This is a genomic window from Marinobacter nitratireducens, from assembly GCF_000708045.1.
In the GTDB taxonomy this organism is placed as follows: Bacteria; Pseudomonadota; Gammaproteobacteria; order Pseudomonadales; family Oleiphilaceae; genus Marinobacter; species Marinobacter nitratireducens.
In genome coordinates this window covers 286,203-309,063 of the sequence record NZ_ANIE01000007.1, presented here as the reverse complement: position 1 = coordinate 309,063, position 22,861 = coordinate 286,203, and the positions used below count along the sequence as shown (strand labels likewise).

General features: G+C 57.3%; 20 protein-coding genes. 8 read left to right on the top strand and 12 right to left on the bottom strand.

Going from position 1 to position 22,861, the window contains the following annotated elements; all coding sequences use genetic code 11:
- Nucleotides 1-22: 22 nt before the first annotated feature.
- Nucleotides 23-283: a DUF2061 domain-containing protein gene (locus tag D777_RS12595; RefSeq protein WP_051669088.1), complete on the bottom strand. Its 261-nt coding sequence runs from the start codon at nucleotides 281-283 to the stop codon at nucleotides 23-25.
- A 193-nt stretch (nucleotides 284-476) separates the two neighbouring features.
- On the opposite strand from D777_RS12595, the gene D777_RS12590 reads away from it, so the two are divergent.
- Together D777_RS12590 and D777_RS12585 are read left to right on the top strand one after the other, a co-directional pair.
- A complete protein-coding gene (locus D777_RS12590) occupies nucleotides 477-950 on the top strand; it encodes a Dps family protein (RefSeq protein WP_036132692.1) in 474 nt (157 codons plus the stop codon).
- Between the two features lie 172 nt (nucleotides 951-1,122).
- Nucleotides 1,123-3,018: a choice-of-anchor I family protein gene (locus D777_RS12585; protein WP_036132690.1), complete on the top strand. Its 1,896-nt coding sequence runs from the start codon at nucleotides 1,123-1,125 to the stop codon at nucleotides 3,016-3,018.
- Nucleotides 3,019-3,078: 60 nt separating this feature from the next.
- On the opposite strand, the gene D777_RS12580 is transcribed toward D777_RS12585, so the two are convergent.
- From D777_RS12580 to D777_RS12555, 6 genes are all read right to left on the bottom strand, one after another.
- Complete coding sequence (locus D777_RS12580; protein WP_036132687.1) at nucleotides 3,079-4,203, bottom strand: NAD(P)/FAD-dependent oxidoreductase; 1,125 nt, start codon at nucleotides 4,201-4,203, stop codon at nucleotides 3,079-3,081.
- Entirely contained in the window at nucleotides 4,203-5,516 is a 1,314-nt protein-coding gene (locus D777_RS12575; protein WP_036132685.1) for an SAM-dependent methyltransferase, read from the bottom strand. The genes D777_RS12580 and D777_RS12575 overlap by 1 nt, the downstream gene beginning before the upstream one ends.
- A 223-nt stretch (nucleotides 5,517-5,739) precedes the next feature.
- Complete coding sequence (locus D777_RS12570; RefSeq protein ID WP_036132682.1) at nucleotides 5,740-7,035, bottom strand: TRAP transporter large permease; 1,296 nt, start codon at nucleotides 7,033-7,035, stop codon at nucleotides 5,740-5,742.
- A complete protein-coding gene (locus tag D777_RS12565) occupies nucleotides 7,032-7,577 on the bottom strand; it encodes a TRAP transporter small permease subunit (RefSeq protein ID WP_036132680.1) in 546 nt (181 codons plus the stop codon). Before D777_RS12565 ends, D777_RS12570 begins: the two co-directional genes overlap by 4 nt.
- Before the next feature lie 105 nt (nucleotides 7,578-7,682).
- Nucleotides 7,683-8,759, bottom strand: coding sequence for a TRAP transporter substrate-binding protein (locus D777_RS12560; RefSeq protein WP_036132677.1), 1,077 nt, complete (start codon nucleotides 8,757-8,759; stop codon nucleotides 7,683-7,685).
- A gap of 150 nt (nucleotides 8,760-8,909) precedes the next feature.
- Nucleotides 8,910-9,368, bottom strand: a complete 459-nt coding sequence (locus D777_RS12555; protein ID WP_036132674.1) for a hypothetical protein — start codon at nucleotides 9,366-9,368, stop codon at nucleotides 8,910-8,912.
- Between the two features lie 154 nt (nucleotides 9,369-9,522).
- Here D777_RS12555 and D777_RS12550 point away from each other — a divergent pair, with 154 nt between their 5' ends.
- Nucleotides 9,523-10,590: a beta-N-acetylglucosaminidase domain-containing protein gene (locus D777_RS12550; RefSeq protein ID WP_036132672.1), complete on the top strand. Its 1,068-nt coding sequence runs from the start codon at nucleotides 9,523-9,525 to the stop codon at nucleotides 10,588-10,590.
- Nucleotides 10,591-10,611: 21 nt separating this feature from the next.
- Here the strand turns inward: D777_RS12550 and D777_RS12545 are convergent, their stop codons facing one another.
- A complete protein-coding gene (locus tag D777_RS12545) occupies nucleotides 10,612-11,322 on the bottom strand; it encodes an SIMPL domain-containing protein (RefSeq protein ID WP_036132669.1) in 711 nt (236 codons plus the stop codon).
- A 97-nt stretch (nucleotides 11,323-11,419) separates the two neighbouring features.
- On the opposite strand from D777_RS12545, the gene D777_RS12540 reads away from it, so the two are divergent.
- Nucleotides 11,420-11,938, top strand: coding sequence for a macro domain-containing protein (locus D777_RS12540; RefSeq protein ID WP_036132666.1), 519 nt, complete (start codon nucleotides 11,420-11,422; stop codon nucleotides 11,936-11,938).
- Nucleotides 11,939-11,943: 5 nt separating this feature from the next.
- On the opposite strand, the gene D777_RS12535 is transcribed toward D777_RS12540, so the two are convergent.
- Together D777_RS12535 and D777_RS12530 are read right to left on the bottom strand one after the other, a co-directional pair.
- A complete protein-coding gene (locus D777_RS12535; RefSeq protein WP_227501758.1) occupies nucleotides 11,944-12,927 on the bottom strand; it encodes a ChaN family lipoprotein in 984 nt (327 codons plus the stop codon).
- A gap of 20 nt (nucleotides 12,928-12,947) precedes the next feature.
- Nucleotides 12,948-13,124: a ribbon-helix-helix domain-containing protein gene (locus D777_RS12530; protein ID WP_036132665.1), complete on the bottom strand. Its 177-nt coding sequence runs from the start codon at nucleotides 13,122-13,124 to the stop codon at nucleotides 12,948-12,950.
- Nucleotides 13,125-13,256: 132 nt separating this feature from the next.
- Here D777_RS12530 and dauA point away from each other — a divergent pair, with 132 nt between their 5' ends.
- The 3 genes from dauA to D777_RS12515 all read left to right on the top strand — a co-directional run bounded on the left by dauA (nucleotide 13,257) and on the right by D777_RS12515 (nucleotide 18,804).
- Complete coding sequence (gene dauA / locus D777_RS12525) at nucleotides 13,257-14,981, top strand: C4-dicarboxylic acid transporter DauA (protein ID WP_036132663.1); 1,725 nt, start codon at nucleotides 13,257-13,259, stop codon at nucleotides 14,979-14,981.
- 77 nt (nucleotides 14,982-15,058) lie between these two features.
- Complete coding sequence (locus D777_RS12520) at nucleotides 15,059-17,014, top strand: CASTOR/POLLUX-related putative ion channel (protein WP_036132660.1); 1,956 nt, start codon at nucleotides 15,059-15,061, stop codon at nucleotides 17,012-17,014.
- A gap of 197 nt (nucleotides 17,015-17,211) precedes the next feature.
- A complete protein-coding gene (locus tag D777_RS12515; RefSeq protein WP_036132648.1) occupies nucleotides 17,212-18,804 on the top strand; it encodes an isocitrate lyase in 1,593 nt (530 codons plus the stop codon).
- Between the two features lie 83 nt (nucleotides 18,805-18,887).
- On the opposite strand, the gene D777_RS12510 is transcribed toward D777_RS12515, so the two are convergent.
- Nucleotides 18,888-19,961 carry a M48 family metallopeptidase gene (locus tag D777_RS12510; RefSeq protein ID WP_036132644.1) on the bottom strand — a complete coding sequence of 358 codons (1,074 nt, stop codon included), beginning with the start codon at nucleotides 19,959-19,961 and terminating at the stop codon, nucleotides 18,888-18,890.
- Nucleotides 19,939-21,240: a YjgN family protein gene (locus D777_RS12505; protein ID WP_051669087.1), complete on the bottom strand. Its 1,302-nt coding sequence runs from the start codon at nucleotides 21,238-21,240 to the stop codon at nucleotides 19,939-19,941. Before D777_RS12505 ends, D777_RS12510 begins: the two co-directional genes overlap by 23 nt.
- A 249-nt stretch (nucleotides 21,241-21,489) precedes the next feature.
- Between D777_RS12505 and senA the strand changes: the two genes are divergently transcribed.
- Nucleotides 21,490-22,857 (top strand): selenoneine synthase SenA, encoded by a 1,368-nt coding sequence (senA, locus tag D777_RS12500; protein WP_227501757.1) that lies wholly within the window; start codon nucleotides 21,490-21,492, stop codon nucleotides 22,855-22,857.
- The last annotated feature ends 4 nt before the right edge of the window (nucleotides 22,858-22,861 follow it).

Sequence of the window (22,861 nt, the reverse complement as noted above, 5' to 3'; positions counted from 1 at the left end):
GTGGTTCGCCGGAAACTTTAGATCAGACGGAATGGGCCGTGTTGAAGGACGACCTTGTATTTTGCTGGCGTCGGCTCCAGATCTTCTCGTGGAAGAAGTAGGCCACGGTATTGATCGCGGGTTCGACCATGGCAATCAGGCCGCCCACGATGATATCCCCAGTCAACACGAATGCGACTGTGAACGCCACCGTAAAGTGTGTAATCGCAAACGTAATGGTTTTGACCAGAGATTGATCGCCATTGGCTCCGTGGTTGTGAACGAACAGTTTCAAGGCACTCATGATCGGCTCCTGCAATGATCAGTCTGTGAATGATATTGAACCGGTAATGGGAATTGTTTCCAAATAAATTGTTTTCTCTTATTTGATAGGTTTTGCCTATATTTTGTATTGGCCATCTATACTTCACCACCTCCGCGCAACTGCGCTATGTTGAGAGCAGATTTTCAATAACCAATAGTCAAGGAGACTTCTGATGGGTAAGAACTTTATCGGTCTTGATACGGCGAAAACGGAGAAACTTGCGGATTCTCTCAACGATCTGCTGTCCAACTACCAGATTTTTTACATGAACGTGCGTGGCTTCCACTGGAACATCAAAGGAAGCGATTTCTTCGAGCTGCACGTCAAATTTGAAGAGCTGTACGACGACTTGCTGCTCAAGGTCGATGAAATTGCCGAACGTGTGCTGACCCTTGGGCATCGCCCCAGCCACTCCTACAGTTCGTACATCGAGCGCTCGGAAGTTAAGGAGTGTAAAGATGTGTCTGATGGTAAACAGGCGATGCAAAACATCGTTGAAAGTTTTGCCACGTTGATCGGCAAACAGCGGGATCTGCTGGCGCTGGCCGGCGATGCCGAGGATGAGGGGACCGTTGCCCTGATGAGTGACTATATTTCCCAGCAGGAAAAGACGGTCTGGATGTACCGCAGTTACCTCGGGCACTGAGCCCTGGCGAGAGGACCCAAAAATGGCGGCCGAGTGGCCGCCATTTTTCGTTCTCGCCCTTTTTCCTGTCACAGTACTGACTTGTCAGAGACTTATTACTGACACCTCTTTGTCATGGATGATCTCTACGTTGTGTCGTTACACATGACGTAAAGAATACAAAGGGGAACGTATGCAATTCCGGAAATCTGTGCTTGCGGCTGCCATCATTTCAACAACGGCACTTCTGACGGCCTGTGAAGGTGATGATGGGGCCACTGGTGCTGACGGCCAGGATCTGACTGCGGGCCAGGTCTCTCTGGTCCAGGTTGGGCGCTTTGCCGTCGATGACAACGAGTTTGACGAGAGTGCCGCGGAAATCGTGGCTTATGATCCGGCATCGGCCCGGGTGTTTGTCGTCAACGCACAGCAGAGTTCTGTTGATGTTCTGGATCTTCAGGATCCGGCCAACCCCACCAAGCAGGCCACGCTCGATGCAACCGTGCAATGGGCCGATGCAGGGGCGATTAACAGTGTCTCTGTATCAGGAGGGCTGGTCGCCGTGGCGGTAGAGCACGATACCAAGACCTCGAACGGGCGGGTCCAGATTTACAACGCTGCGGACCTCCAGTTCCGGGGTGAGGTTGAGGTGGGCGCCTTGCCCGATATGCTGACCTTTACCCCCGACGGAACGAAGATTCTGGTGGCCAACGAGGGTGAACCCAATGGCGACTATAGTATCGACCCGGAGGGCACTGTCAGCATTGTGGATGCCACCGATCCGGATAATCCCGCCGTCGAGTCTGTTTCCTTCGCCGATTTCAATGTTGGTGGTTCCCGTGCTGACGAACTGCCTGAGGACGTCAGGGTGTTCGGCAACTTCGGTCGCTCAGAGCTGGCGGTAACCGCGTTCACCGATACCGATCCTGCGAGCGTTACCGTGGACGATGCGTCTGCCGTGGTAGCGGGTTCCTGGTTGACGATTGCCAGCACCGAAGGTGATCCGCTGCCATACCGGGTCGCGTCGGTGGCTGGTAACACGATTACCCTGACGACGGATTTTGACGGCGATACTGAGGTGGCCGCTGCTGGCGTCGCCGGTCTGACCGTCTATCTGCATGACGGCCAGTCTTCTGTCGCCCAGGATTTTGAGCCGGAGTACGTCGCGGTATCGCCGGATGGCTCCGAAGCCTGGGTGACGCTACAGGAAAACAACGCCGTGGCCGTGGTGGATATTGCTCAGGCCAGTGTTAAGTCCATCGTTGCACTGGGAACCAAGAACCATGGTATCCCGGGTAATGAGCTGGATGTGTCGGATAAAGATGATGCCGTTAACATCACCAGCTGGCCGGTCAAAGGCATGTACATGCCGGATTCCATCAAGGCGATCGAGATAAACGGTGAGGTTTATTACCTGACCGCGAACGAAGGCGATGCCCGTGAATATGACGCGTTTGTTGAGGAAATTCGTTTCGAGGATGCGCCCCTGGCAGACGTTGCGCCGTTCAATCTCGGACAATGGGATTTCACCGATGAAACCGGTGTGGGCCGCCTGACCACCACTCTGACAGCCGATACCGATGGTGATGGTGAGCTTGATCAGGCGCTGGCGTTTGGTGGCCGGAGCTTCAGCATTCTGAATTCGGCAGGTCAGATGATTGCCGATAGTGGAAGCCAGTTTGAAGTCATCACGGCCAATCTGCTGGGTGATGATTTCAATAACGACAACGATGAGAACAGCGGTGACAGCCGAAGTGATGCCAAGGGCCCGGAACCCGAAGCAATCGAAGCGGCGCGCATCAACGGCCATACCTACGCATTCATCGGCCTGGAGCGCACAGGCGGCATTATGGTGTATGACATCAGCAATCCATACAGCCCGGAGTATGTTCAGTACCTCAATAATCGTGACTTTGACTACGCCATTGAGGACGATATCGACGACGGTAGCGAACCCGCCCACGCAGCAGGAGATCTCGGTCCAGAAAGCATCCTGTATGTCAGTGCGGCTGACGCGCCGGGTGATCGGCCGTTGCTGATTGTGGGTAATGAAGTGAGCGGTACCACGACCATTTACGAGATTCGTTAATCCTGGTCGGGCACAGCCGATGACGTACCAGCCGGGGCCAGCGCCTTTGCCCCGGCTTTGTCATACCGCAACCGTCAGTTGCGAGACATCCTGATGCAGGAACCACTTTTCAGTCACCACTTTGCGGGTGAACCAGTGGGAGCGCATAAGCGGGCTGGCCAGAGCGGTCTTCATCCAGTCCGGAACCTGCCAGGCATCTTCCACGTCGGCGGCCCGATTGCCAAAACGCTCGACAATCGCATCGCCGTAAACCTGGAGGGATGAAGCGCTGTAGTCTTCGGCTTTACGCAGGGTGTCAGCGGCCATCAGTGCGGACTCAATGGCCGGACGAATGCCTTCGCCGCTCTGGGTGTAGGCCAGACCGGCTGAATCACCGATCAGAATCACCCCGTCGTCTACCAGCGGTCGTTCAGCGTGGGCGTAGAGAAGGTAGGCGTGCCCCTTGAAGCGCGCCGGCAGGCTATCCGGAATCCGGCCAGCATCCTTCATTTCCTCGACAAACGCCTGCAGGTGTTCAGAAAGCTTGTGGTTGTCTTCACGGCCGAGGCCGATGTTCAAGTAATTGCCTTTACGGAAAATCCAGGCGTAGCCCTTGAGATCCCGACAGAACCAGAGCTCTGGCGTGTCACCGCGGGCTTCGCATGCTGAGGCCTGTTCCGGCGTCATCTCGAATTCCACTTCCTTGGCAGCCACTACCGTTTCGTGGCTGCCGGGGCCATCACCGAGCAACCTGGCGACCGGGCAGAAGTGGCCGCCGGCGCCGACCACCAGTGGAGCCTCCCAGCGATCATTGATCCGCCAGTTGCCACCGTTCCTGACGATACTCTTGACCGGCGTTCCCAGTACCTTGGGCCCCTTTACGCGGTTCAGCAGGTATTGGTCGAATTCACACCGGCGAATGCCGTAGCTCACGATCTCTCCGTGGTCGTTCTCCACGGCGGATTGCCCCATCATCCCGATCCGGAAGCGTCGAATGGGTTGCAGGGTGCGTCCGACGCCATAGGCTTCGGTGTCAATCTGGAGCTCGGACATAACCGCCGGCGTGACCCAGCCCGCGCAGGTCTTGTCCCGGGGGAACACCTGCTTGTCGATAATCAGCACGCGTTTTCCGCTGTCCCGCAGAGCATGGGCAAGCGTTGACCCGGCCGGGCCTGCCCCAACGATGATCAGGTCGTAGTAATCCATCAAGCCTCTCCGGGAGCCGCTGGTGTAGTGTAAAGATCGCCTCGGTTCTGTGGCAGGAGGTTGTTGTCACCATGGGTGAATACCACCTGGAACAGTTGGAGTGAGCCAGCCCGGAACGCGGCAATGGAGCCGGCGAGGTACATGCGCCATGCCCGCGTGAAATGGGCGTCGTACATGTCGGTGACCTTGTCCTCGTTTTCCGTGAATCGTGCCATCCAGTGCGTCAGAGTCTGGGCGTAATGCAGGCGGAGGTTCTCTACGTCCAGCACGGAAAAGTCCCCGTGTTCGCAGATGCCCATGAACTCGCCAATGCTGGGCGGGTAGGCGCCCGGGAAGATCCGTTTTTCGATCCAGGCATTCATCAGCATGGGCCGGTTTCGGCCGATGCTATGGAGCAGGGCGATGCCTTCGGGATTCAGGCAGCGCTTGATCAGCTCTGAGAGTGCCGCATAGTTGTCCTTACCCACGTGCTCAAGCATCCCGACGGAGACAAAGGCATCGTATTGCCCTTCGATGTTCCGGTAGTCGTCTTCCACATAGGTGATCAGGTGATCCAGCCCCTGCTCCCGGGCCCGCTCCCGGGCATAGGCCAGCTGTTCCCGTGAAATGTTGTAGGAGTGAACCCGAACGCCATATTGGCGGGCCATGTAGCGAGCCAGGCCGCCCCAGCCACAGCCGGCCTCCACGACTGTCATCCCGGGTTTGAGTCTCAGCTTGCGGCAGACATGTTCCAGTTTTGCCAGTTGCGCCTGTTCGAGAGACAGATCCGGCTGCTCGTAATAGGCGCAGGTGTACTGCATTTCGGCGTGATCCAGCCATAGCTGGTAGAAAGCGTTGCCCAGGTCGTAGTGGTGCTGGATGTTTTCCTTGGCTTCGGGAATGCCGGTTGCCCGCGGGTTGTGGTTTCGCCAGAGTGTGTCCAGCCACCTGGGCCATTTCTGACGGGCTGCGTGGACGGATCTGTATAACGTTTCAAGCAGCTCGGCCAGGTCCCCTTCCACCTGCAGCCGGCCGGCGCTGTAAAGGTCACCGAAGGCCAGGTTTGGGTTGGCAACCAGGGAATAGAGTGCCTTGGGGTCTGCCAGATAAAGTGTAAAACGCGCTTCACCTGATTCCGGCGGGATCACGTCACCGTTCCAGAGTCGGAAGCAAATCGGTGGCGAGCCTGCCATTCTCATCAGTTTTGCCACCATCCAGCGTTCATAGCTGTGTGGCTCCCGGTCTACCCTGGTTGCGTCCAGAGGAAGCCTGAGAATGTGAGAAGCACGTTCTTTGTCGCTATGTTCCTGTTTTTCGGCGGTACTCGGAGCCATAAACCCTTCTCTCCCTCTTAACCATAATCCAGGCGCTCGCCAACAGGTGAGCGTCTGGGTGCAAGAGCGTGTCTCGAATGCCTAGCTGAGAATTGCCGGTTTTTTGTTCAGTATAGAAAACCGTGAGGTTTTGTCAGCTTGCAACCGATAGCCGGCAGCTATTGTTCGGGAGGATGGGGAGTACGAAAAAAAACCGGGCCCTGAAGCCCGGTTTTGGAGACCGTTAGTAGGTGGCGCTCATGCCAAACCACTCGGGGAATATCACGATCAATGCCAGTACCAGAATCTGGATGGCGATGAAGGGGATAATCCCTTTGTAGATATCCACCGTTTTCACCTCCGGCGGAGCCACACCTTTCAGGTAGAACAGCGCAAACCCGAATGGGGGCGTGAGGAAGCTGGTCTGCAGGTTCATGGCGATCAAAATGGCGAACCACAGCATGTTGATACCCATGGCCTCGGCGACCGGTGCCAGGATGGGCACGATGATGAAGGAGATCTCCACGAAATCGATGAAGAACCCCAGGATCAGAATGACGGCCATGGCCAGGATGATGAAGCCCCACTGTTCACCGGGCAGCATGTGCAGCCAGTCTTCGAGCAGGTAATCACCACCGGTGTAGCTGAACACCATGGAGAACGCGGTCGCACCGATCAGGATGGCGAAGACCATGGCTGTGACTTTGACCGTGTCCTGGGCGGCATCCCAGATCATCCGGAAAGAGAACTGCCGATAAATGATGGCCAGAACCACGGCTCCGACACCGCCCAGAGCCGATGACTCGGTCGGCGTTGCAATTCCGGAGAAAATCGATCCCAGTACCACCACGATCAGGGCCAGCGGCGGGATGATTGCGATCAGAGCGGAGATCACCTCCTGCTTGCGGGACCGGCCGGGATCCACCGGCATCGCTGGTGCTGTTTCTGGCTTCAGTCGAGTCAGTACCAGGATGTAGATGATGTACAGACCAATCAACACGACACCTGGCCATACCGCCGCTTTGAACAGGTCTCCCACCGGCAGGCCCAGGACATCCCCGAGAATGATCAGGATGATGGAGGGCGGCACGATCTGCCCCAGGGTTCCGGATGCGCAGATGGTGCCAGTACTCAGCCGCTTGTCGTACTTGTGGGCAAGCATGACCGGCAGGGAAATCAGGCCCATGGCCACAACACTGGCCCCGACAACACCAGTAGAGGCGGCCAGCAGGGCACCAACCAGAATGGTGGAAATGGCCAGGCCGCCAGGAAGCCCGCCAAACAGTCGACCCATGGAGGTGAGCAGCTGCTCGGCCAGTTTGGTGCGTTGCAGAACCACGCCCATGAAAATGAATAGGGGCACCGCCATCAGAACCGTGTTCTGCATGACGCTCATGATTCGGAATGGCATGAAGGCGAACAGCTCCATGCCCTCGGCATAGATACCGAAGAACAGGGCAACACCGCCGAAGGTAAACGCAACCGGGAAACCCAGCATCAGCATGACCAGGGCCACGCCAAACATGATGATACCGATCATGCCAGGTCCCCTCCGCTGTGTTCGACTTCATAGCTTTTCTCGCCGGAGATCACGCGGAGAGCGAAGGTCACCATGTTCAGACCAGCAGTGGCAATGAAGAAGGCTGCAAAGGGGATCACCGCCTTGATGATCCAGCGGTTTGGCAGGCCGCCGGGGTCGCCGCTGCCCTCTCCCATATTGTAAGAGTCCACGGCAAAGCTGTAGCCATAGTTGGCGATGAGATAGGCGAACGGAATCACAAAGATGATGGCGCCGATCAGGTTAACCCAGGCTTTGGTGGTGTTGCTCCAGTTGGTGTAAAAAACATCAACGCGAACATGCGCATCGTTCCGCAGGGCGTAGGGGATGCCGAGGAGAAAGACCACCGAGTATAGGTGCCATTCCATTTCCTGCATGCCAATGGAGACAGAGTTAAACGCGTATCGGGCGACAACATCGTAAAAAACGTTGGCTGTCATCAGTATCATTGCGATACAGGCGATCCAGCCACAGAACGTGGAGAGTCGGGCGAGGCCCTCGTCGAGTTTGATAATCCACCGCATTAGTGCTGTTACCTCCGCTAAGCGGGCTGGCGATTTTGGGGCTGCTATAAACGACAAAACCGGGATCACTCATAGAGCGATCCCGGCCCTGTCTACGTCGATATTTTACTCGACTTCGGCCATGGTGTTTAGGTAGGCCCGCTCAGAAATGTCTGTGTAGGCCCGGGTCTTTTCAAGATACTCTTCCTGCGACTCCACGATTCGCTTGGCCAGGTCGTTCTTGCCGGCTGCCTCCTTCAGCAGCTTTTTGTTGGCATCGTACATAGCCTGGAACACGTCTTCCGGGAAGTTCTTGATCTGCACGTCCGGGTACTCTTTCTTGATGTTGGCCCAGGCTTTCGCATTTTCGTGCTGTGAGAGGACCAGCATGTCGTAGGCGGAAACCCGCATGGCGGTTTTCAGGATCGTCTGAAGATCGCTCGGCAGCTTCTCCCAGGTCTTCTTGTTAACCAGGTATTGCAGTTCAGTAGCAGGCTCGTGCCAGCCGGTGTAGTAGTAATCGGCAATTTGCTGGAAACCGAGACGAAGGTCCAGTGCCGGGCCAACCCACTCAACCGCATCAATGGTGTTGCGCTCGAGGGCGGTATACAGCTCTCCAGGCGGAATGTTGGTCGGACTCACACCCACTTCGGCGAAGACCTCACCCGCAAAGCCGGGGATACGCATTTTCAGGCCCTGCAGGTCATCCAGCGATTTGATTTCCTTGCGGAACCAGCCGCCCATCTGAATGCCGGTGTTACCGCCCGGGAAGGAGAGCATGTTTTGGGGGGCATAAACCTCCTGCATCAGTTCCATGCCATCGCCATAGTAGAACCAGGCGTACTGTTCGATGGCGGTCATACCGAAGGGCATGCTGGTGAAGAACAGGGTCTCGGGGACTTTGCCTTTCCAGTAATAGGATGCTGAGTGGCCCATGTCGTATTGACCGGCTTTGACCATATCAAACACGCCAAACGGCGCTTTATGCTTGTTGGACGAGTCGATACGGATGCGCAAACGGCCGTCGGACATTTCCTCGACGAGCTTGGCGAAATTCTTCGTAGTGTCCCCGAAAATCGGGAAATTAGGTCCCCAGGTTTCTGCAAGGCGTAGGGTGAATTTTTCCTGCGCAAGGGCTTGCGTGGAGGCAAAGGTGGTTGCCACAGCCAGCACAGCCGCGGAAAGAACAGAACGGATCTTCATTGCTCTTCTATCCTCTATTGTCGTTGTTGTGAGTCGATTCTATCCCTGTGGGGATTGGTAACTCCCTAAGGTAGTTCAACTTAGCAATGATCGCCCAGTGTTGAAACGAAAATCAGCCTCTATTACGACTTTGGTCTTAGCGGTGAGGTGTCAGAGGTCATCCATCCTGCCGATCTGGCTGGCCAAACGCATGGCCTCGTGCTCTTCCAGGGATTTGAGATCTTCGAGCAGGCTTTTGGCTTCTGGAATTTCGGCTTTACCGATGAGGCTGTCATACAGTGCCATGACCTGATCGTGGAAATCGAAGATCTCTCTGGCAATGCCTTTGAAGTCCAGCTCGGCATAATGTGTCTCACAGGTGCGATGCGACCTGATGGGTTTGTGATTGGCGTAATCGTACAGACGGGTGTGCATGGCCTTCGGGTCGGCTTGTCTTTCGAACTCGGCAACCGCCTTCTCCAGCATCTGTTCATGTTGACTCACATAATCCAGCAAGGCCGCTGCACGTTCGTTGGGGTTTTGTTCAGCGCCCTCATGGAGGCATTTCGCCAGATGGGCATGCAATTGGCGGGTCCAGTCAATCAGGTCTTCGAATGTTTTTATTTCCATGGCGGACTCCCGGGTTCCGAGGCAGTGATCGCTTTGATTTCTCATAGTCTAGTCAAGTTTCAGCGGGCTGAGATATACCCCCCACGGGTTACCGGTATAGGATGTACAGAACGGTTGGCGAATTGTCGACAGGGATATTGCAGGGAGCTGGATCATGACCAACACACTGGGAATTATTGAAGGCTTTTACGGGCCGATGTGGAACTGGCAGGAACGCCGCCATCTGGTTCGCACGCTGGCGCCCCACGGCTACGGTCAATACTTCTACGCCCCGAAGGCGGATCCTTTCCTGCGCAAACGCTGGCAGGAACCGCACCCACCGGCGGCCGCTGCGGAGCTGGCGGCGTTTTCCCGATTCTGCCGGGGGGAAGGCGTGCGTTTCGGAGTTGGGTTGAGTCCTTATGAGATCTTTAACCGGTTTGACGACGACGCCAGGCGTGCCCTGGCTGAGAAATTGGCGTTACTGGACCGCATCGGTATTGATGATCTGGCGATTCTGTTCGATGACATGCGTTCTGACGCTGTTGATCTGGCCCGTACCCAGGCCGAGATCATGCGCTGGGTGCGGGACCATTCCAGTGCAAAAAACCTGAGTATGTGTCCAACCTACTATTCCGACGATCCGGTTCTGGACCGGGTGTTCGGGGAAAGACCTGCCGATTACCTGGAAACTCTGGGTCGTGAGCTGGAGCACTCGGTGGGGGTTTTCTGGACCGGGGAAGAGGTCTGTTCGCGGGAGATTTCACCCGGACACCTGAAGCGGATAGGTGATCTGCTGGGACGCAAGCCGGTGTTGTGGGACAACTACCCGGTGAATGATGGCGAGCGCATGTCCCGCCACCTTCATCTCCGAGCCTTTACCGGCCGACCGGCGGCGAATGCGGCCCATCTGGCGGGGCACTGCATCAATCCCGCTCTGCAGCCTATGCTGACGACGATACCGGCCATCTCACTGGCCGAATCTTACCGGCTCGGACCGAGTTACGAATACGGCCAGGTGTTCCGGCACGTTGCGCGGGAGGTGCTGGGGCATGAGCTGGCGGAGCAGGTGCTCGCTGACCTGCTGGTGCTCCAGGATGCCGGACTGGGCCGGATCAGTGATGAAAAACGGCAAAGTCTCCAGCATACCTATGATGGTTTCGATCACCCGGCAGCGAACGAGATCCTGCGCTGGCTGGCGGGGGAGTACCAGGTGACGGATGACATGGTCGCTACCCAGTAGCCCCCGGATGTACGGGATTGATCAGCGTAGATAGTACTGAACGGTAGACACCACCCGTACGGTTTTCATCGGCTGCTGTCCTTCCATGATGCCCGGTGCCTGGTCCCGGGCAAGAATCTGGAACACGCCTTGGTTGGCCCGGCGCAGGCCTCCGAGCTCGGCATTGGCATCCTTGGCGAACTGATTGGCGGCTTCCCGGGCGGCCGAGGTGGCTTCGGCAATCATCTCCGGCTTAATGTCGTTGAGTCCGGTAAACAGATAGGTCGGGCCCGATTGTCCGTAATCTGATGACAGCACCACACCGGAGTCCACTAACTCACTGACGCCCTGCGCTGCCTGCCGGATTTTGTCGATATCCGCGGTGCGCACCATCAGGGTCTGATGGATGATGAACTTCTGCTCTACCTGATTGGGCTGGTAGGCATTGGCTCGGGAATCTGTCACATCCAGACGCTGAAGCTCAACGGCGTCTTGCTCGATCGCCTGGAGTTTCAGGAAAGCCATAATCGCATCCCGGCTCCGGCCCGCCTTCGTCTGGGCTTCCTCCAGGGTGCTTCCGGTGGCGACGAATCGAATGGGCCAGAGGGCAACGTCGGCGTTCACCTCCCGCTCTGCGACACCCTTGACGGTGACATACCGATCGCCGGTGCGAAGATCCGTCAGCCCTTCTGCGATGATGGATGCGGAGGCGATGGCCGCGAAGGCCAGAATCAGCGAGACAACAACTTTCATAGAGGGTTCCCTGTGGTTCGCACCGGTGCGGTGCCTGCTATCCTGAAATCAGGTTCCAGACTAGCGCCTCATGGTCGATGCGGAAAGGGGGATAACGATGACAGATGTGAAGGTTGAGTGCGTCCGCGGGAACATTGCCTCCCAACCGGATGTGGATGCGGTGGTGAATGCCGCCAATGCCTCGCTTCTGCCCGGCAGTGGCGTTGCCGGTGCCATACACGATGCGGCGGGGCCGGGGCTGGCAGAGGAATGCCGGTCACTGGCACCGATTCATCCAGGCCAGGCGGTCATCAGTTCCGGGCACAGCCTGCCAAATGACCATGTGATTCACTGTCTAGGGCCGGTCTACGGTGTGGATGAGCCGTCGGAAGAGCTGCTCGCAGACTGCTATCGCAATGCTCTTCTGCTGGCCGATCGAAAGGGGTTGGCATCGGTTGCCTTCCCGGCGATATCCACCGGGGTTTTTGGCTATCCCATAGCGGAGGCGGCAAGGGTGGCGGTTCGCAGCGTCATCAATGTTCGACCGACTCTAACCTCCGTACGCCTGGTCCGGTTCGTCCTGTTCAGTGAGCAGGACCTCTCCGAGTTTCGTGATGCCATCGAGGCGTATGGCTAGCAGGTTCAGTCGCAGGGTTTGCTGGACGAGCGACGGAATCGTTCCATCATCGCCTCGCGGCCTCTTTCTTCGTCGACGAACTCAACGGGCAAGGGTTGAATCACGTACAGAATATCCCCCTTGTGCCGATTTTCCCGGATCATCTTTGAAAGATCTTCGTCATCCGGGAAAATCGGAGAGATAACAGCGATGCTGAGTCCGGGCGCCCGTTTATGCAGCAAGGCCACCGTGCCGAGCCGTTCCTCGCTGTGGAACGTGCCGGTCAGGTGCACGATCTGGTGGTCCGGATAGGTTTGCGTAGCCTCCAGGATGCGGCTTGCCATGGTGTTGTCCCTGAGGAGCTGAGCCTGGTAACGGTTCGACATGCGTTCGCTCATTGCATCCGTGCCGGTGCCATGACTGCCGGTCATCGTGTCGACAAACTTCTCCCGGTAAGAGGCCGTATCCATGAAAGGCTCATCGGGCAGGAATTGCTGCAGTTCCTGTGACAGCTGATCAAGGTAGTCCGGACCCTTGCGACCGACGCAGCGGACCACCCGAGCAGGCGCATTGGCAGCAATGACCGGTTGCTGGTTCAAGCGGGCATACTCCACCAACGGACGATAGGAAGCCCGATAGTTGTCCCAGGCTTCCGAATCTTCGATGAGTTCCGATTCACCCATCTCGCCAGCCAGATACCGGTTCAGATCCTTCTGGTGATTGGCGTCGAATTGCTCCATGGACAATACCTGAGCTGGTCTCTGTCGATGGAGAGCCTGCTGCAGGCGGGACTGAAGCAGATGACTGCCATGATGCCCATGGTATTCCCCGATGACGACAACATCGGTTTTCATCAGGCGCTCGGCGAGTTCATCGATGGTCATGGCCTTACCGTCAACCGGGTTGACGATCACGGCATCGTATTGGCTTTGTGGTGGGGGCAACGCTGCGGACATGTTCATGCACCCATTCAGCAGGGCAAGTATGACGGCGATCAGAGCTGGCTTCATCGGTGCGGACCTTTGGCGATTTACGATTGCGGCCCCTGGTCCCGCCAGTCCTGGCCGAGTTTCTGCTCGACATATTCCCGGATGAACTGGCGTACTTTCTGGGAGGGTGTGACGTCCTCTTCCTTGCACAGAGCTTCGAAAGCCGCTTTTTTGTCAGGGTCGATCAATAGTGTCAGGCGTGCGGTGCGCTTTTCCATAACGATGTCTGATATCTCGTCCAGTGTGCAGGCAAGTGCTCGGGTGATTGTTGCATGTTAATCAGATTAACATTGAATGAATATGTGATGACCATATAATGAAAATACACGTACTGCAACAGGTCACATGATATGTCCCATCGTGCCCACCTTTTTTCACTCCGGCTAGCCCACGCATTCCGCGAGGCATGCATCGACGAGCCCTATGGAAGCCGCCGGTTGCTCCGTGATGTATTGGCTGGATTGACGGTTGGTATCATTGCGATCCCGTTGTCCATGGCGTTGGCCATTGCCAGTGGCGTGCCGCCGCAATATGGTCTTTACACCGCGTTTATCGCCGGCTTCCTGATCGCACTCACGGGCGGCAGTCGCTTCAGTATTTCCGGGCCCACTGCAGCCTTTGTTGTCATTTTATACCCGATTGCCCAGGAATACGGTCTTGGGGGGCTTCTGGTGGCCACACTCATGTCCGGAGTCATGCTGGTGCTGATGGCGGCCATGCGGCTCGGCCGGTTGATCGAGTACATCCCGGAGCCCGTGACCCTTGGCTTCACCGGCGGGATTGCGGTGGTCATTGCCACGCTGCAGGTCAAGGACTTCTTCGGCCTGGCGTTGGCATCCATGCCCGAACATTTCTGGGATAAGCTGGCGGCGCTGGCCGAGGCGTTACCCTCACTGGATCCGGCCAGCACCACGGTTGCGGCGGTCACATTGGCAACCATGCTGATCTGGCCCCGGCTGAAGACCCCGATACCGCCCCATTTGCCGGCGGTGATTATTGGCAGTCTGATTGCGCTCTGGTTCAACGCCGACAGTGCTGTTGTTGATACCATCGGGTCACGATTCAGCTATTTGTTGCCCGATGGCTCCAGTGGTGCCGGCATTCCGCCGTTTCTGCCGGAATTTGCCTTGCCATGGACTCAGCCGGGTGCCGATGGCGTTGTACTTGGACTGTCCTGGGATATGGTCCGGGAACTGCTTCCGTCCGCCTTTGCTATTGCCATGCTAGGGGCGATCGAATCGCTGCTCTGTGCCGTGGTGCTTGATGGCATGACCGGCAAGCGCCACAGTGCCAACAGTGAACTCATGGGGCAGGGAATCGGTAATATCGTCACCCCGTTCTTTGGTGGCATTACAGCGACAGCCGCCATTGCCCGGTCTGCAGCGAACTTTCGGGCTGGTGCGGAATCTCCGATTGCGGCCATGGTGCACGCGGGTGTGGTTCTGTTGGCGCTGGTGTCCCTGGCGGGCGTCCTGGCCTATCTGCCAATGCCGGCCATGGCTGCGTTGCTGGTGATGGTGGCCTGGAACATGAGTGAGGCCCCGAAATCCCTGCACTTGCTCAAGGTGGCGCCCCGTCGGGACATCTTGGTCTTTCTGACCTGCTTCTCTCTGACCGTGATGATGGACATGGTGATTGCCATCACCACCGGTGTCCTTCTCGCCGCAATCCTGTTCATGCAGGAGATGGCACAGATGACCAAGGTGACAGACATCACCGACAGCAAGCGGATTGCGAATGCTCACGTTCCGGACAACTGGCGCATTTTCAAGATCAACGGTCCCCTGTTCTTTGCTGCAGCAGACCGAGTGTTCGGGGAGCTGGCTGCGTTGTCCGCGGATGACAGGAATATCATTCTCTACATGGACGGCGTAACCATCCTCGACGCCGGCGGCCTGGCCGCGCTGAACAAGCTGATCGCTACCTGTCGGGAAGATGGCACGCGCATTGTCATTGCCGACCTTCAGTTTCAACCGCTCCGCACCCTGGCCCGCGCCGGCGTCAAACCCATTGAGGGAGTGAGTGATTTTGCGCCGTCCCTGGATCAGGCATTGGCACTGGTCCGGCAGATGTGATGTCCGAAACAGTACTGAAATCAGCGGCGTATCAGCTATGCTAGCGATACTCCCAAGATTTCAGTACAGGACAGCGCATGCTTCCGTTTCGGATCATTGATCGAATTAAATTTCTCGTAGAAAGGCAGTTGGTCAAAGGGGCTGGTTTCCAGCTCCTTGTGGTGGCTGCTTTTATCGCCTTTATATCGTTGTTGGGCGGGCTGCTTGTGGTGCCGTTGGGCGAGTCCTTCGACGATGCGGGCGCTGCGATCTGGTGGGCGTTTCTGCGTCTGACCGATCCCGGGTATCTGGGGGATGACGTCGGCGTCTGGCAGCGTATCGTCTCCACGATGCTGACGGTCAGCGGGTACGTGGTGTTTATGGGCACCCTGGTGGCCATTCTTACCCGCTGGTTGATCGCCAAGATGGCGGATCTCGAGCGGGGGCTGACGCCGGTCACCCTGAAAAACCACATCGTCATACTGGGATGGACCAGTCAGACCCTGCCCTTACTGGCGGAGCTTCTTGGCACCTCGGGCCGGATGCGGCGTTTCCTCGAAAAACACGATGCCCAGAGACTCAACCTGGTGGTGCTGTCGGAGGATGCCTCGGCCGATCAGGTTCATGAGTTGCGCGCCGAGCCGGGGATTGGACGCCGGGCCCGGCAGATCATTCTCCGATCCGGATCGGCCATCCAACCGGAGGCGTTGCATCGGGTCGCGTGCCTGGATGCTGCCGCGGTTATTGTGCCCAGCGCAGCCCATGAGGCCGGTAGCCTGGTGACCTCCGACGTGGAAACCGTCAAGGCGTTGCTATCGATTGCAGCCCAGGCGAGACACTTTCATTCGCCTCTGCCGTTTGTGGTTGCAGAGATTCAGGATGTTCGCAAATTGCCGGTCATTGAACGTGCATATCCGGGGGCCGTGGAAGTGGTGGCGGGTGACGCCACCATCAGCCGGCTGATGGTGCAGAACCTGCTGCATCCGGGCCTCTCCGAAGTTTATAACGAACTGCTTACCGCAGGGGACGGTAACGAGATCTACGTGCGCGGCGGTGAATCCGTTGCCGGCATGACCTTGTCTGAAGTGGCTTCAGCGCGGCCCCGGGTGATTGTGCTGGGGCTGTTGCGGCAGCAGGGAACCGGCTGGGATGTCCGCCTGGTCGCCCGCTCTGACACCCGGATTGAAAGCAGTGACCGGGTCATCATGCTGGCCCGGGACTACTCGGAAACCGATGCCAATCCGAAACTTGCCCCTTTGCCAGAGGTCAGTCGCACAGAGATCCTGCATCGGCCAACTCACGCGATAAAGAATAGCCACAGGGTTTTAATTCTGGGCTGGAATCGTCGAGTTCCCAGCCTGATCGCAGAATTTGCCAGTTACCGGCAACTGGGGTTTGAGGTCGATCTGGTGTCAGTGGTGCCTGTGGTGGAGCGAGAGCAGGCCATCGCACGCTATGTGGGGGAGGGCTCCCGGGTACGCTGTCATCATATTGAAGCGGACTACATGGTAGAAGATGATCTGCGGCGGGTTGATCCGGCCGGATACGACAGTGTGATTCTGCTCAGTAGTGATCGTCTGGCTTCCGACGAAGAGGCGGATGCGCGAGCCATGGTGGGTTACCTGCAGTTGGAAGACATCCTCAAGGAAGGTCAGCGGCGCCCGCAACTGATCATGGAGCTCAGCGATCCGGACAATCGCCACCTGCTGGACGGGCACCAGAGTGAGATGCTGATCAGTCCGATGATTCTCAGCCATGTGCTGGGTCAGGTAGCGTTGCGTCGGGAATTGCGGGTGGTGCTGGATGAGTTGTTTACGGTGGGGGGCGCGGAAATCCAGTTTCGTGACCCGGAGGACTATCCGCTTCCCGCGAGCGTGGATTTCCAGCTTCTGGAAAAAATCGTGGCTTCAGAAGGGGAGATTGCTCTGGGCATTTATCGGGCAGAACCAAACGGGGCTGGTCGTCACCTGGAGCTCAACCCGCCCAGGAAGTCCTATCTCGACATCCGTCCGGCTGATCGATTGCTGGTGCTTTCGCTGACGGATGGAGGTTGATCGGCCGGTGAGGATTCTCCATTCACCAAAAAAATGCCGAATATAGATGATATAAATTTCAATTATAAATTTGAAAGCACTAAAGTAACGGTCAATGTCACCGGCGCGCTCAAAAAATGAGCAGGTTGGTGGCCGCGGAAGTAGCTGCCGGCTTCTCCGTAACCAGATAGATAACCAACGTAGAAAGGAATGAGATCATGCCCTACGCACAAGACGTTGACCAAATCGCTGCCCTCGTGAAGCAGAACCCGACCTGGAACGCGATCAACCCGAAGCACGCTGCCCGCATGCGCGCCCAGAACAAATTCAAGACTGGTCTGGACATCGCCAAGTACACTGCCAAGATCATGCGCGCAGACATGGAAGCGTACGACGCTGACACTTCCAAGTACACTCAGTCCCTGGGTTGCTGGCACGGTTTCGTTGGCCAGCAGAAGATGATCTCCATCAAGAAGCACTTCGGTAAGACCGAGCGTCGTTACCTGTACCTGTCTGGCTGGATGGTTGCCGCACTGCGTTCACAGTTCGGTCCGCTGCCTGACCAGTCCATGCACGAGAAGACTGCTGTTTCCGGTCTGATCGAAGAGCTGTACACCTTCCTGCGTCAGGCGGATGCCTGGGAACTGAACCATCTGTTCCGTGCTCTGGAAGAAGCTGAGAACGCTGGCGACACTGCCAAGGCCAAAGAGCTGGAAGCTCAGATCGACAACCACGAAACTCACGTTGTGCCCATCATCGCTGACATCGACGCTGGTTTCGGTAACGCTGAAGCGACTTACCTGCTGGCCAAGCAGATGATCGAAGCCGGTGCCTGCTGCATCCAGATCGAAAACCAGGTTTCCGACGAGAAGCAGTGTGGTCACCAGGACGGCAAGGTAACCGTGCCACACGCTGACTTCCTGTCCAAGATCAACGCTGTTCGTCTGGCGTTCCTCGAGCTGGGTGTGGACGACGGTGTAATCGTTGCCCGTACCGACTCCCTGGGCGCTGGCCTGACCCAGAAGATCGCCGTGACTGAAGAGCCGGGTGATCTGGGCGACCAGTACAACAGCTTCATCGATGGCGACGTCATCGAGAAGGCTGAAGACATCAACAACGGCGACGTTGTGATCAAGCAGAACGGTCAGCTGGTTCGTCCGAAGCGTCTGGCTTCCGGCCTGTTCCAGTTCAAGCCGGGCACTGGCGAAGACCGCGTAGTTCTGGACTGTATCACCAGCCTGCAGAACGGTGCTGACCTGCTGTGGATCGAAACCGAGAAGCCGCACGTTGGCCAGATCGCTTCCATGGTTAACCGCATCAAGGAAGTTGTTCCCGATGCCAAGCTGGTTTACAACAACAGCCCGTCCTTCAACTGGACTCTGAACTTCCGTCAGCAGGTATTCGACGCATGGCAGGAAGAAGGCAAGGACGTATCTGCCTACGACCGCGACAAGCTGATGAGCGAAGAGTACGACAACACCGAGCTGGGTCAGCTGGCAGACGAGTGGTGTCAGAACTTCCAGCGCGACGGTTCTCGCGAAGCGGGTATCTTCCACCACCTGATCACTCTGCCGACTTACCACACCGCGGCTCTGTCCACTGACAACCTGGCCAAGGGCTACTTCGGTGACGAAGGCATGCTGGCCTACGTTGCTGGTGTTCAGCGCAAGGAAATCCGTCAGGGTATCGCCACTGTTAAGCACCAGGATATGGCTGGTTCCAACATCGGCGACGACCACAAGGAATTCTTCGCTGGTGATGCGGCCCTGAAGGCCGGTGGTAAAGACAACACCATGAACCAGTTCGGTTAATCGAACGGTCAGGTAGTCGCTCCCGGCTTTGCCGGGAGTCACCAGAAACCCCGCCACTGGCGGGGTTTTTTTATGCCTGAAATTCAGTCAGCGGTTATATTCTGCTGCCGAATCTGCTCGATTCGCTCCCGGGTCGCGGGGTGGCTTGAAAGCAGATCTCCCAATTGATCCCAGTGACTCTTTTCGGTGTCAGAGATTTCCGCGCCGTGGGACTCCGATAAGCGGGCCAGGATATTGGCAAAGTGTGCCGGATCCAGCCCCCGGGACTTCATGGTTTGAAGTGCGTAGGCGTCCGCTTGCCGCTCCATTTCACGGGAATAGGACAGGCTCATCAACACCGCCGGCACAGCGACGGTTGTATCTGAGAATGCGGAAAGGTCGCCGGTCATCATGACAAACAGCCAGAAGGTCAGTGACGACTGCACCATGCCCTGAAGACCATGACGGTGGGCTACATGGCCAATCTCGTGAGTCAGAATGGCGATCAGTTCATCATCGTGTTCGGCCAGGCTCACCAGGTCGTCGGTAAAAATCACCGTGCCGTCCGGTAAGGCCAGGGCATTGGCGCCGATAGTGTCGGATGCGCGAAACACAACCTTAAGGGGGGTATCACTGACGGGCGCCAGGTAGGGCAAGAAGCTTTGCCGGAGCTCCTGCAGTCGACTTTCCGGAAGCTCGGAGGGGGCCAGCCAGGTTTCGTCCAGCGACATCAGGGTGGTTTCGCCCAGTTGTTCGGCCACAGCGGCCGGCAGCGCCTGGGCCACGAGCCTGGCCGTCCAGGGGACGCCGTGGACGAAGGTGAGTGCAGAAGCTGCAATGGTCACCACGACAGCCACCAGGATCAGACCAAGATGATGCTCCAGGTAATGCAGCATGCGACCGCCTCGGCCTTTGCGGATGCTTCGGCTGAGCTGGTCCACACGTTTGTTGTCGTTAGTTTCGAAAACGGCGTCATCGGGCAGATGGAGGTATCTGGGCGTGTCGCCGATACGGGGGGAGATTCGGATCTGGTCCTGTGACAGAGCAAGCCGCATGGCGCCGGCACTGATCAGTACGGCGCCATCGGCAGAACGCAATTGCGCGTCCTGCCGATCGGAGCTGTTGCCGGAATAGAACTGTCCGCTAATGACCAGTTCAGATCGCGGCAAATTCGACATCAAAGGCGTCTCCGAGCTCCTGGCCTAGTGCGCTGGTGCGGTTTTTCTCTGCCGCCACGAAATGGTTCAGGTCACCGGCAATCTGCATAGTGGTGCAATCGGCACGGTAACGGGCCATTCGGACTTTTGCCCAGGGGGTGAACAAACCCAGAGTCAGGACCACAAGAAAGCTGTTGCTCAGGTAGATCCAGACCATCTGGGCGGGCTTGAGACCCGATTCGAATCCGTGCTTTTCGAGGGTCACCGAACGGAAGAACAGGTTGGCAACGCCAGCCATGAAAAAGCCGAAAATTGTCAGGTAACCGGCAACACCGATCAGCATGGCCAGCGTCATGCTGCCGGTTTGCATCGCCAGGAAGGCTGCGACGCCAAAGCCAAGCCCGATCAGCAGAGCGATACCGAAGAGGCGGTAATAGTCGCCGTTGGTTGCCTGGAACTCAAACGGTGTGGTGCCGTAGTGACTGCCATTGGCGACAAACTCATGAGTCTTTCGGAACACCAGAGGGGTCAGCAGGAGCAGGCACAACACGTTCAGGAGCGGCCACACAAAGGTCACCATAAAGGCGGCGCCATAGCTGCCTTTGAAATCAAACCGGATGTTGCGATACGCACTGTTGATGGCCTTGAAACGAAGCGACCGGATCATGATCCAGGGCACTGCGAAGACGAAAGCGATGGCGAAAATAATGGCTGCCTCAATAAAGAGTTCGGACAGCACGGCATAGGCTACCAGGACCGCCAGTGCGATTAATCGCCCTTTGAGAATCGTGATGGGATTGGCGAGGTACTGGAAACTGGAATCGTCGAGCTGCGTGTTGCCGTAAAAGTACTGGTTGTTGCGGACTGTGGCCCAGGCTGAGTAGATCCCGAGGGTCAGAATGGTCAGCAGAATGTTAACAATCCAGATCCCAAAGTACTCGCCACCGCGACCGGTGAATGAAAATGGCGCCGCGCGACGGGTTGGCCCGGTGTCCGGTCTGGACGGCTCGGTCGGTGGTGTGGGTGGGTTGATCGGGGTATCGGTGGCTGCAACCTTTTCCGTGTCGATGGCCGGAATGACCCGGATATCGGCGCCCGCCGCAGTCAGTCGCTGTTCGTAGATGTCGGCATGTTTCTGGCTCAGACCAGACTTGAGTACAGAGGGCTCCGGTGAGAAGAGCTTGTCGATGCGGCCCTCTGATGCCTTGAAGAGGTCTTTCAGGTTGGCTTTGACCTGTTCTTTATCGAAGCCTTCCAGAACCTGGCCGGTAAAAACGATCTGATAGAGTTGTTCTGACATATATAATCCCTGCGGTTGTTTTCCTTGACGAACTGCGGCGCTCAGCCGCGCTTCCGGGGTCGGGGGAAGCTTGTATGCAGAACTAACATTAACAGAGATTCATGAGGCCATTGTGAGCTAAGGTTCATTTTGTGTGCTCTTTTGTGACTGAGGTGCGATCGGGCATGGCGATGCCCTGACCTCGAGTTGTGCTTGGCTCTGGCTGGTTTGCTATTCTGGGTTTCTGAATCTGTGGGTGAGGTCGATAACGTGGATGAAACACAAATGGTGACGGAGCAGGTCGCCACACGTGATGGTTTGCTGGCGGCGCTTGAGAAGGCCAGAACCCGTACCCGTGAACTCGTGACATCCTTGCCGGATGCAGCCCTCGACGTTCCCTACCATCGTGGTGTGAACCCGCCGCTCTGGGAGATGGGGCACTCGGCCTTTTTCTATGAGGTCTTTGTGCTCAATCTGCTGGATGGCGTGCCGAGTATCGACCCTTCCATGGACGATCTCTGGGATTCCTTCCATGTGGACCATCCGGATCGCTGGCGCCGGGATCTGTTCCCCGCGAGAAACGCCACACTCCAGTATTTCGATACGGTTTACAGTCGGATTGCGGAACGGATTCGCGAACAGCCGCTCACCGACCGCGCGCTCTACCTCTACCGCTATGCCATCTTCCACCAGAACATGCACATCGAGTCGTTGATCTGGTGCCGGCAAACGGTGGGCTATCCGGCCCCCTCGTCGTTCTCCGGGGATCGTCCCGCGCCGGGTGATCCGGTGCCCGGTGATGCCGACATTCCGGCAGGGCGTTGGTTGATCGGTATGCCGGGAGAGTCCGGCTGTTATGCAACTGACGACTTTGCCTTTGACTGTGAAAAGCCGCGTTTCGAAGTTGAATTGCCGGCATTCGCTATCTCGAAACAGCCGGTTTCCAACGGGGATTTCCTCGCGTTTGTGGAGGATGGGGGGTATCAACGGACAGAACTCTGGTCATTTGGTGGGCGTAAGTGGCTGGATACCGAGACAGACGTGGCCCTGGTTCACGGCTGCCGCGAACCGATGTTCCGGGCGCCCCGGCATCCACTTTACTGGCGCTGGCACGGAAACCAGTGGCAGGAGCGTGTGTTTGATCATTGGCAGCCATTGAAGATTGACGCCCCGGTTCTGCACGTCAGTTACTGGGAAGCCGAAGCCTGGTGCCGTTGGGCGGGGCGCCGTCTGCCGTCGGAGTTCGAGTGGGAAGTGGCTGCGCTGGCCAACCGGCCGGGTGAGCCATTTCAACGATTCCCCTGGGGTAATCAGGTGCCAGGTGGCGCCTCGGCAGATCTGGACGGGCAGGGCATGGGCCAGCACCCGGTCTTTGACTTCCCTGCCGGAGACAGCCCCTTCGGTTGCCGGCAAATGATCGGGAGCGCCTGGGAATGGACCAGCACCCAGTTTCTGCCCTACGATGGGTTCAAGGTGGATATGTACCCATTCATGTCGACCTTGCAGTTTGGGGATCACAAGGTAACCCGGGGTGGCAGTTGTGCCACCTCATCCTGCCTGATCCGGGGAACCTATCGGCAGGCCTACCTGCCGCAGAGGAATGATGTGTATACCGGTTTCCGCAGCTGCGCTCTCTGAGGCT

Bases quoted from the DNA above. Each gene is read 5' to 3' on its own strand.
- D777_RS12560 (WP_036132677.1), bottom strand. From the start codon at position 8,759: ATGAAGATCCGTTCTGTTCTTTCCGCGGCTGTGCTGGCTGTGGCAACC.
- D777_RS12590 (WP_036132692.1), top strand. From the start codon at position 477: ATGGGTAAGAACTTTATCGGTCTTGATACGGCGAAAACGGAGAAACTT.
- D777_RS12550 (WP_036132672.1), top strand. From the start codon at position 9,523: ATGACCAACACACTGGGAATTATTGAAGGCTTTTACGGGCCGATGTGG.
- D777_RS12515 (WP_036132648.1), top strand. From the start codon at position 17,212: ATGCCCTACGCACAAGACGTTGACCAAATCGCTGCCCTCGTGAAGCAG.
- D777_RS12545 (WP_036132669.1), bottom strand. From the start codon at position 11,322: ATGAAAGTTGTTGTCTCGCTGATTCTGGCCTTCGCGGCCATCGCCTCC.
- D777_RS12585 (WP_036132690.1), top strand. From the start codon at position 1,123: ATGCAATTCCGGAAATCTGTGCTTGCGGCTGCCATCATTTCAACAACG.
- D777_RS12570 (WP_036132682.1), bottom strand. From the start codon at position 7,035: ATGATCGGTATCATCATGTTTGGCGTGGCCCTGGTCATGCTGATGCTG.
- D777_RS12565 (WP_036132680.1), bottom strand. From the start codon at position 7,577: ATGCGGTGGATTATCAAACTCGACGAGGGCCTCGCCCGACTCTCCACG.
- D777_RS12555 (WP_036132674.1), bottom strand. From the start codon at position 9,368: ATGGAAATAAAAACATTCGAAGACCTGATTGACTGGACCCGCCAATTG.
- D777_RS12530 (WP_036132665.1), bottom strand. From the start codon at position 13,124: ATGGAAAAGCGCACCGCACGCCTGACACTATTGATCGACCCTGACAAA.
- D777_RS12505 (WP_051669087.1), bottom strand. From the start codon at position 21,240: ATGTCAGAACAACTCTATCAGATCGTTTTTACCGGCCAGGTTCTGGAA.
- D777_RS12535 (WP_227501758.1), bottom strand. From the start codon at position 12,927: ATGAAGCCAGCTCTGATCGCCGTCATACTTGCCCTGCTGAATGGGTGC.
- D777_RS12540 (WP_036132666.1), top strand. From the start codon at position 11,420: ATGACAGATGTGAAGGTTGAGTGCGTCCGCGGGAACATTGCCTCCCAA.
- dauA (WP_036132663.1), top strand. From the start codon at position 13,257: ATGTCCCATCGTGCCCACCTTTTTTCACTCCGGCTAGCCCACGCATTC.
- D777_RS12595 (WP_051669088.1), bottom strand. From the start codon at position 283: ATGAGTGCCTTGAAACTGTTCGTTCACAACCACGGAGCCAATGGCGAT.
- D777_RS12580 (WP_036132687.1), bottom strand. From the start codon at position 4,203: ATGGATTACTACGACCTGATCATCGTTGGGGCAGGCCCGGCCGGGTCA.
- D777_RS12510 (WP_036132644.1), bottom strand. From the start codon at position 19,961: ATGTCGAATTTGCCGCGATCTGAACTGGTCATTAGCGGACAGTTCTAT.
- D777_RS12575 (WP_036132685.1), bottom strand. From the start codon at position 5,516: ATGGCTCCGAGTACCGCCGAAAAACAGGAACATAGCGACAAAGAACGT.
- D777_RS12520 (WP_036132660.1), top strand. From the start codon at position 15,059: ATGCTTCCGTTTCGGATCATTGATCGAATTAAATTTCTCGTAGAAAGG.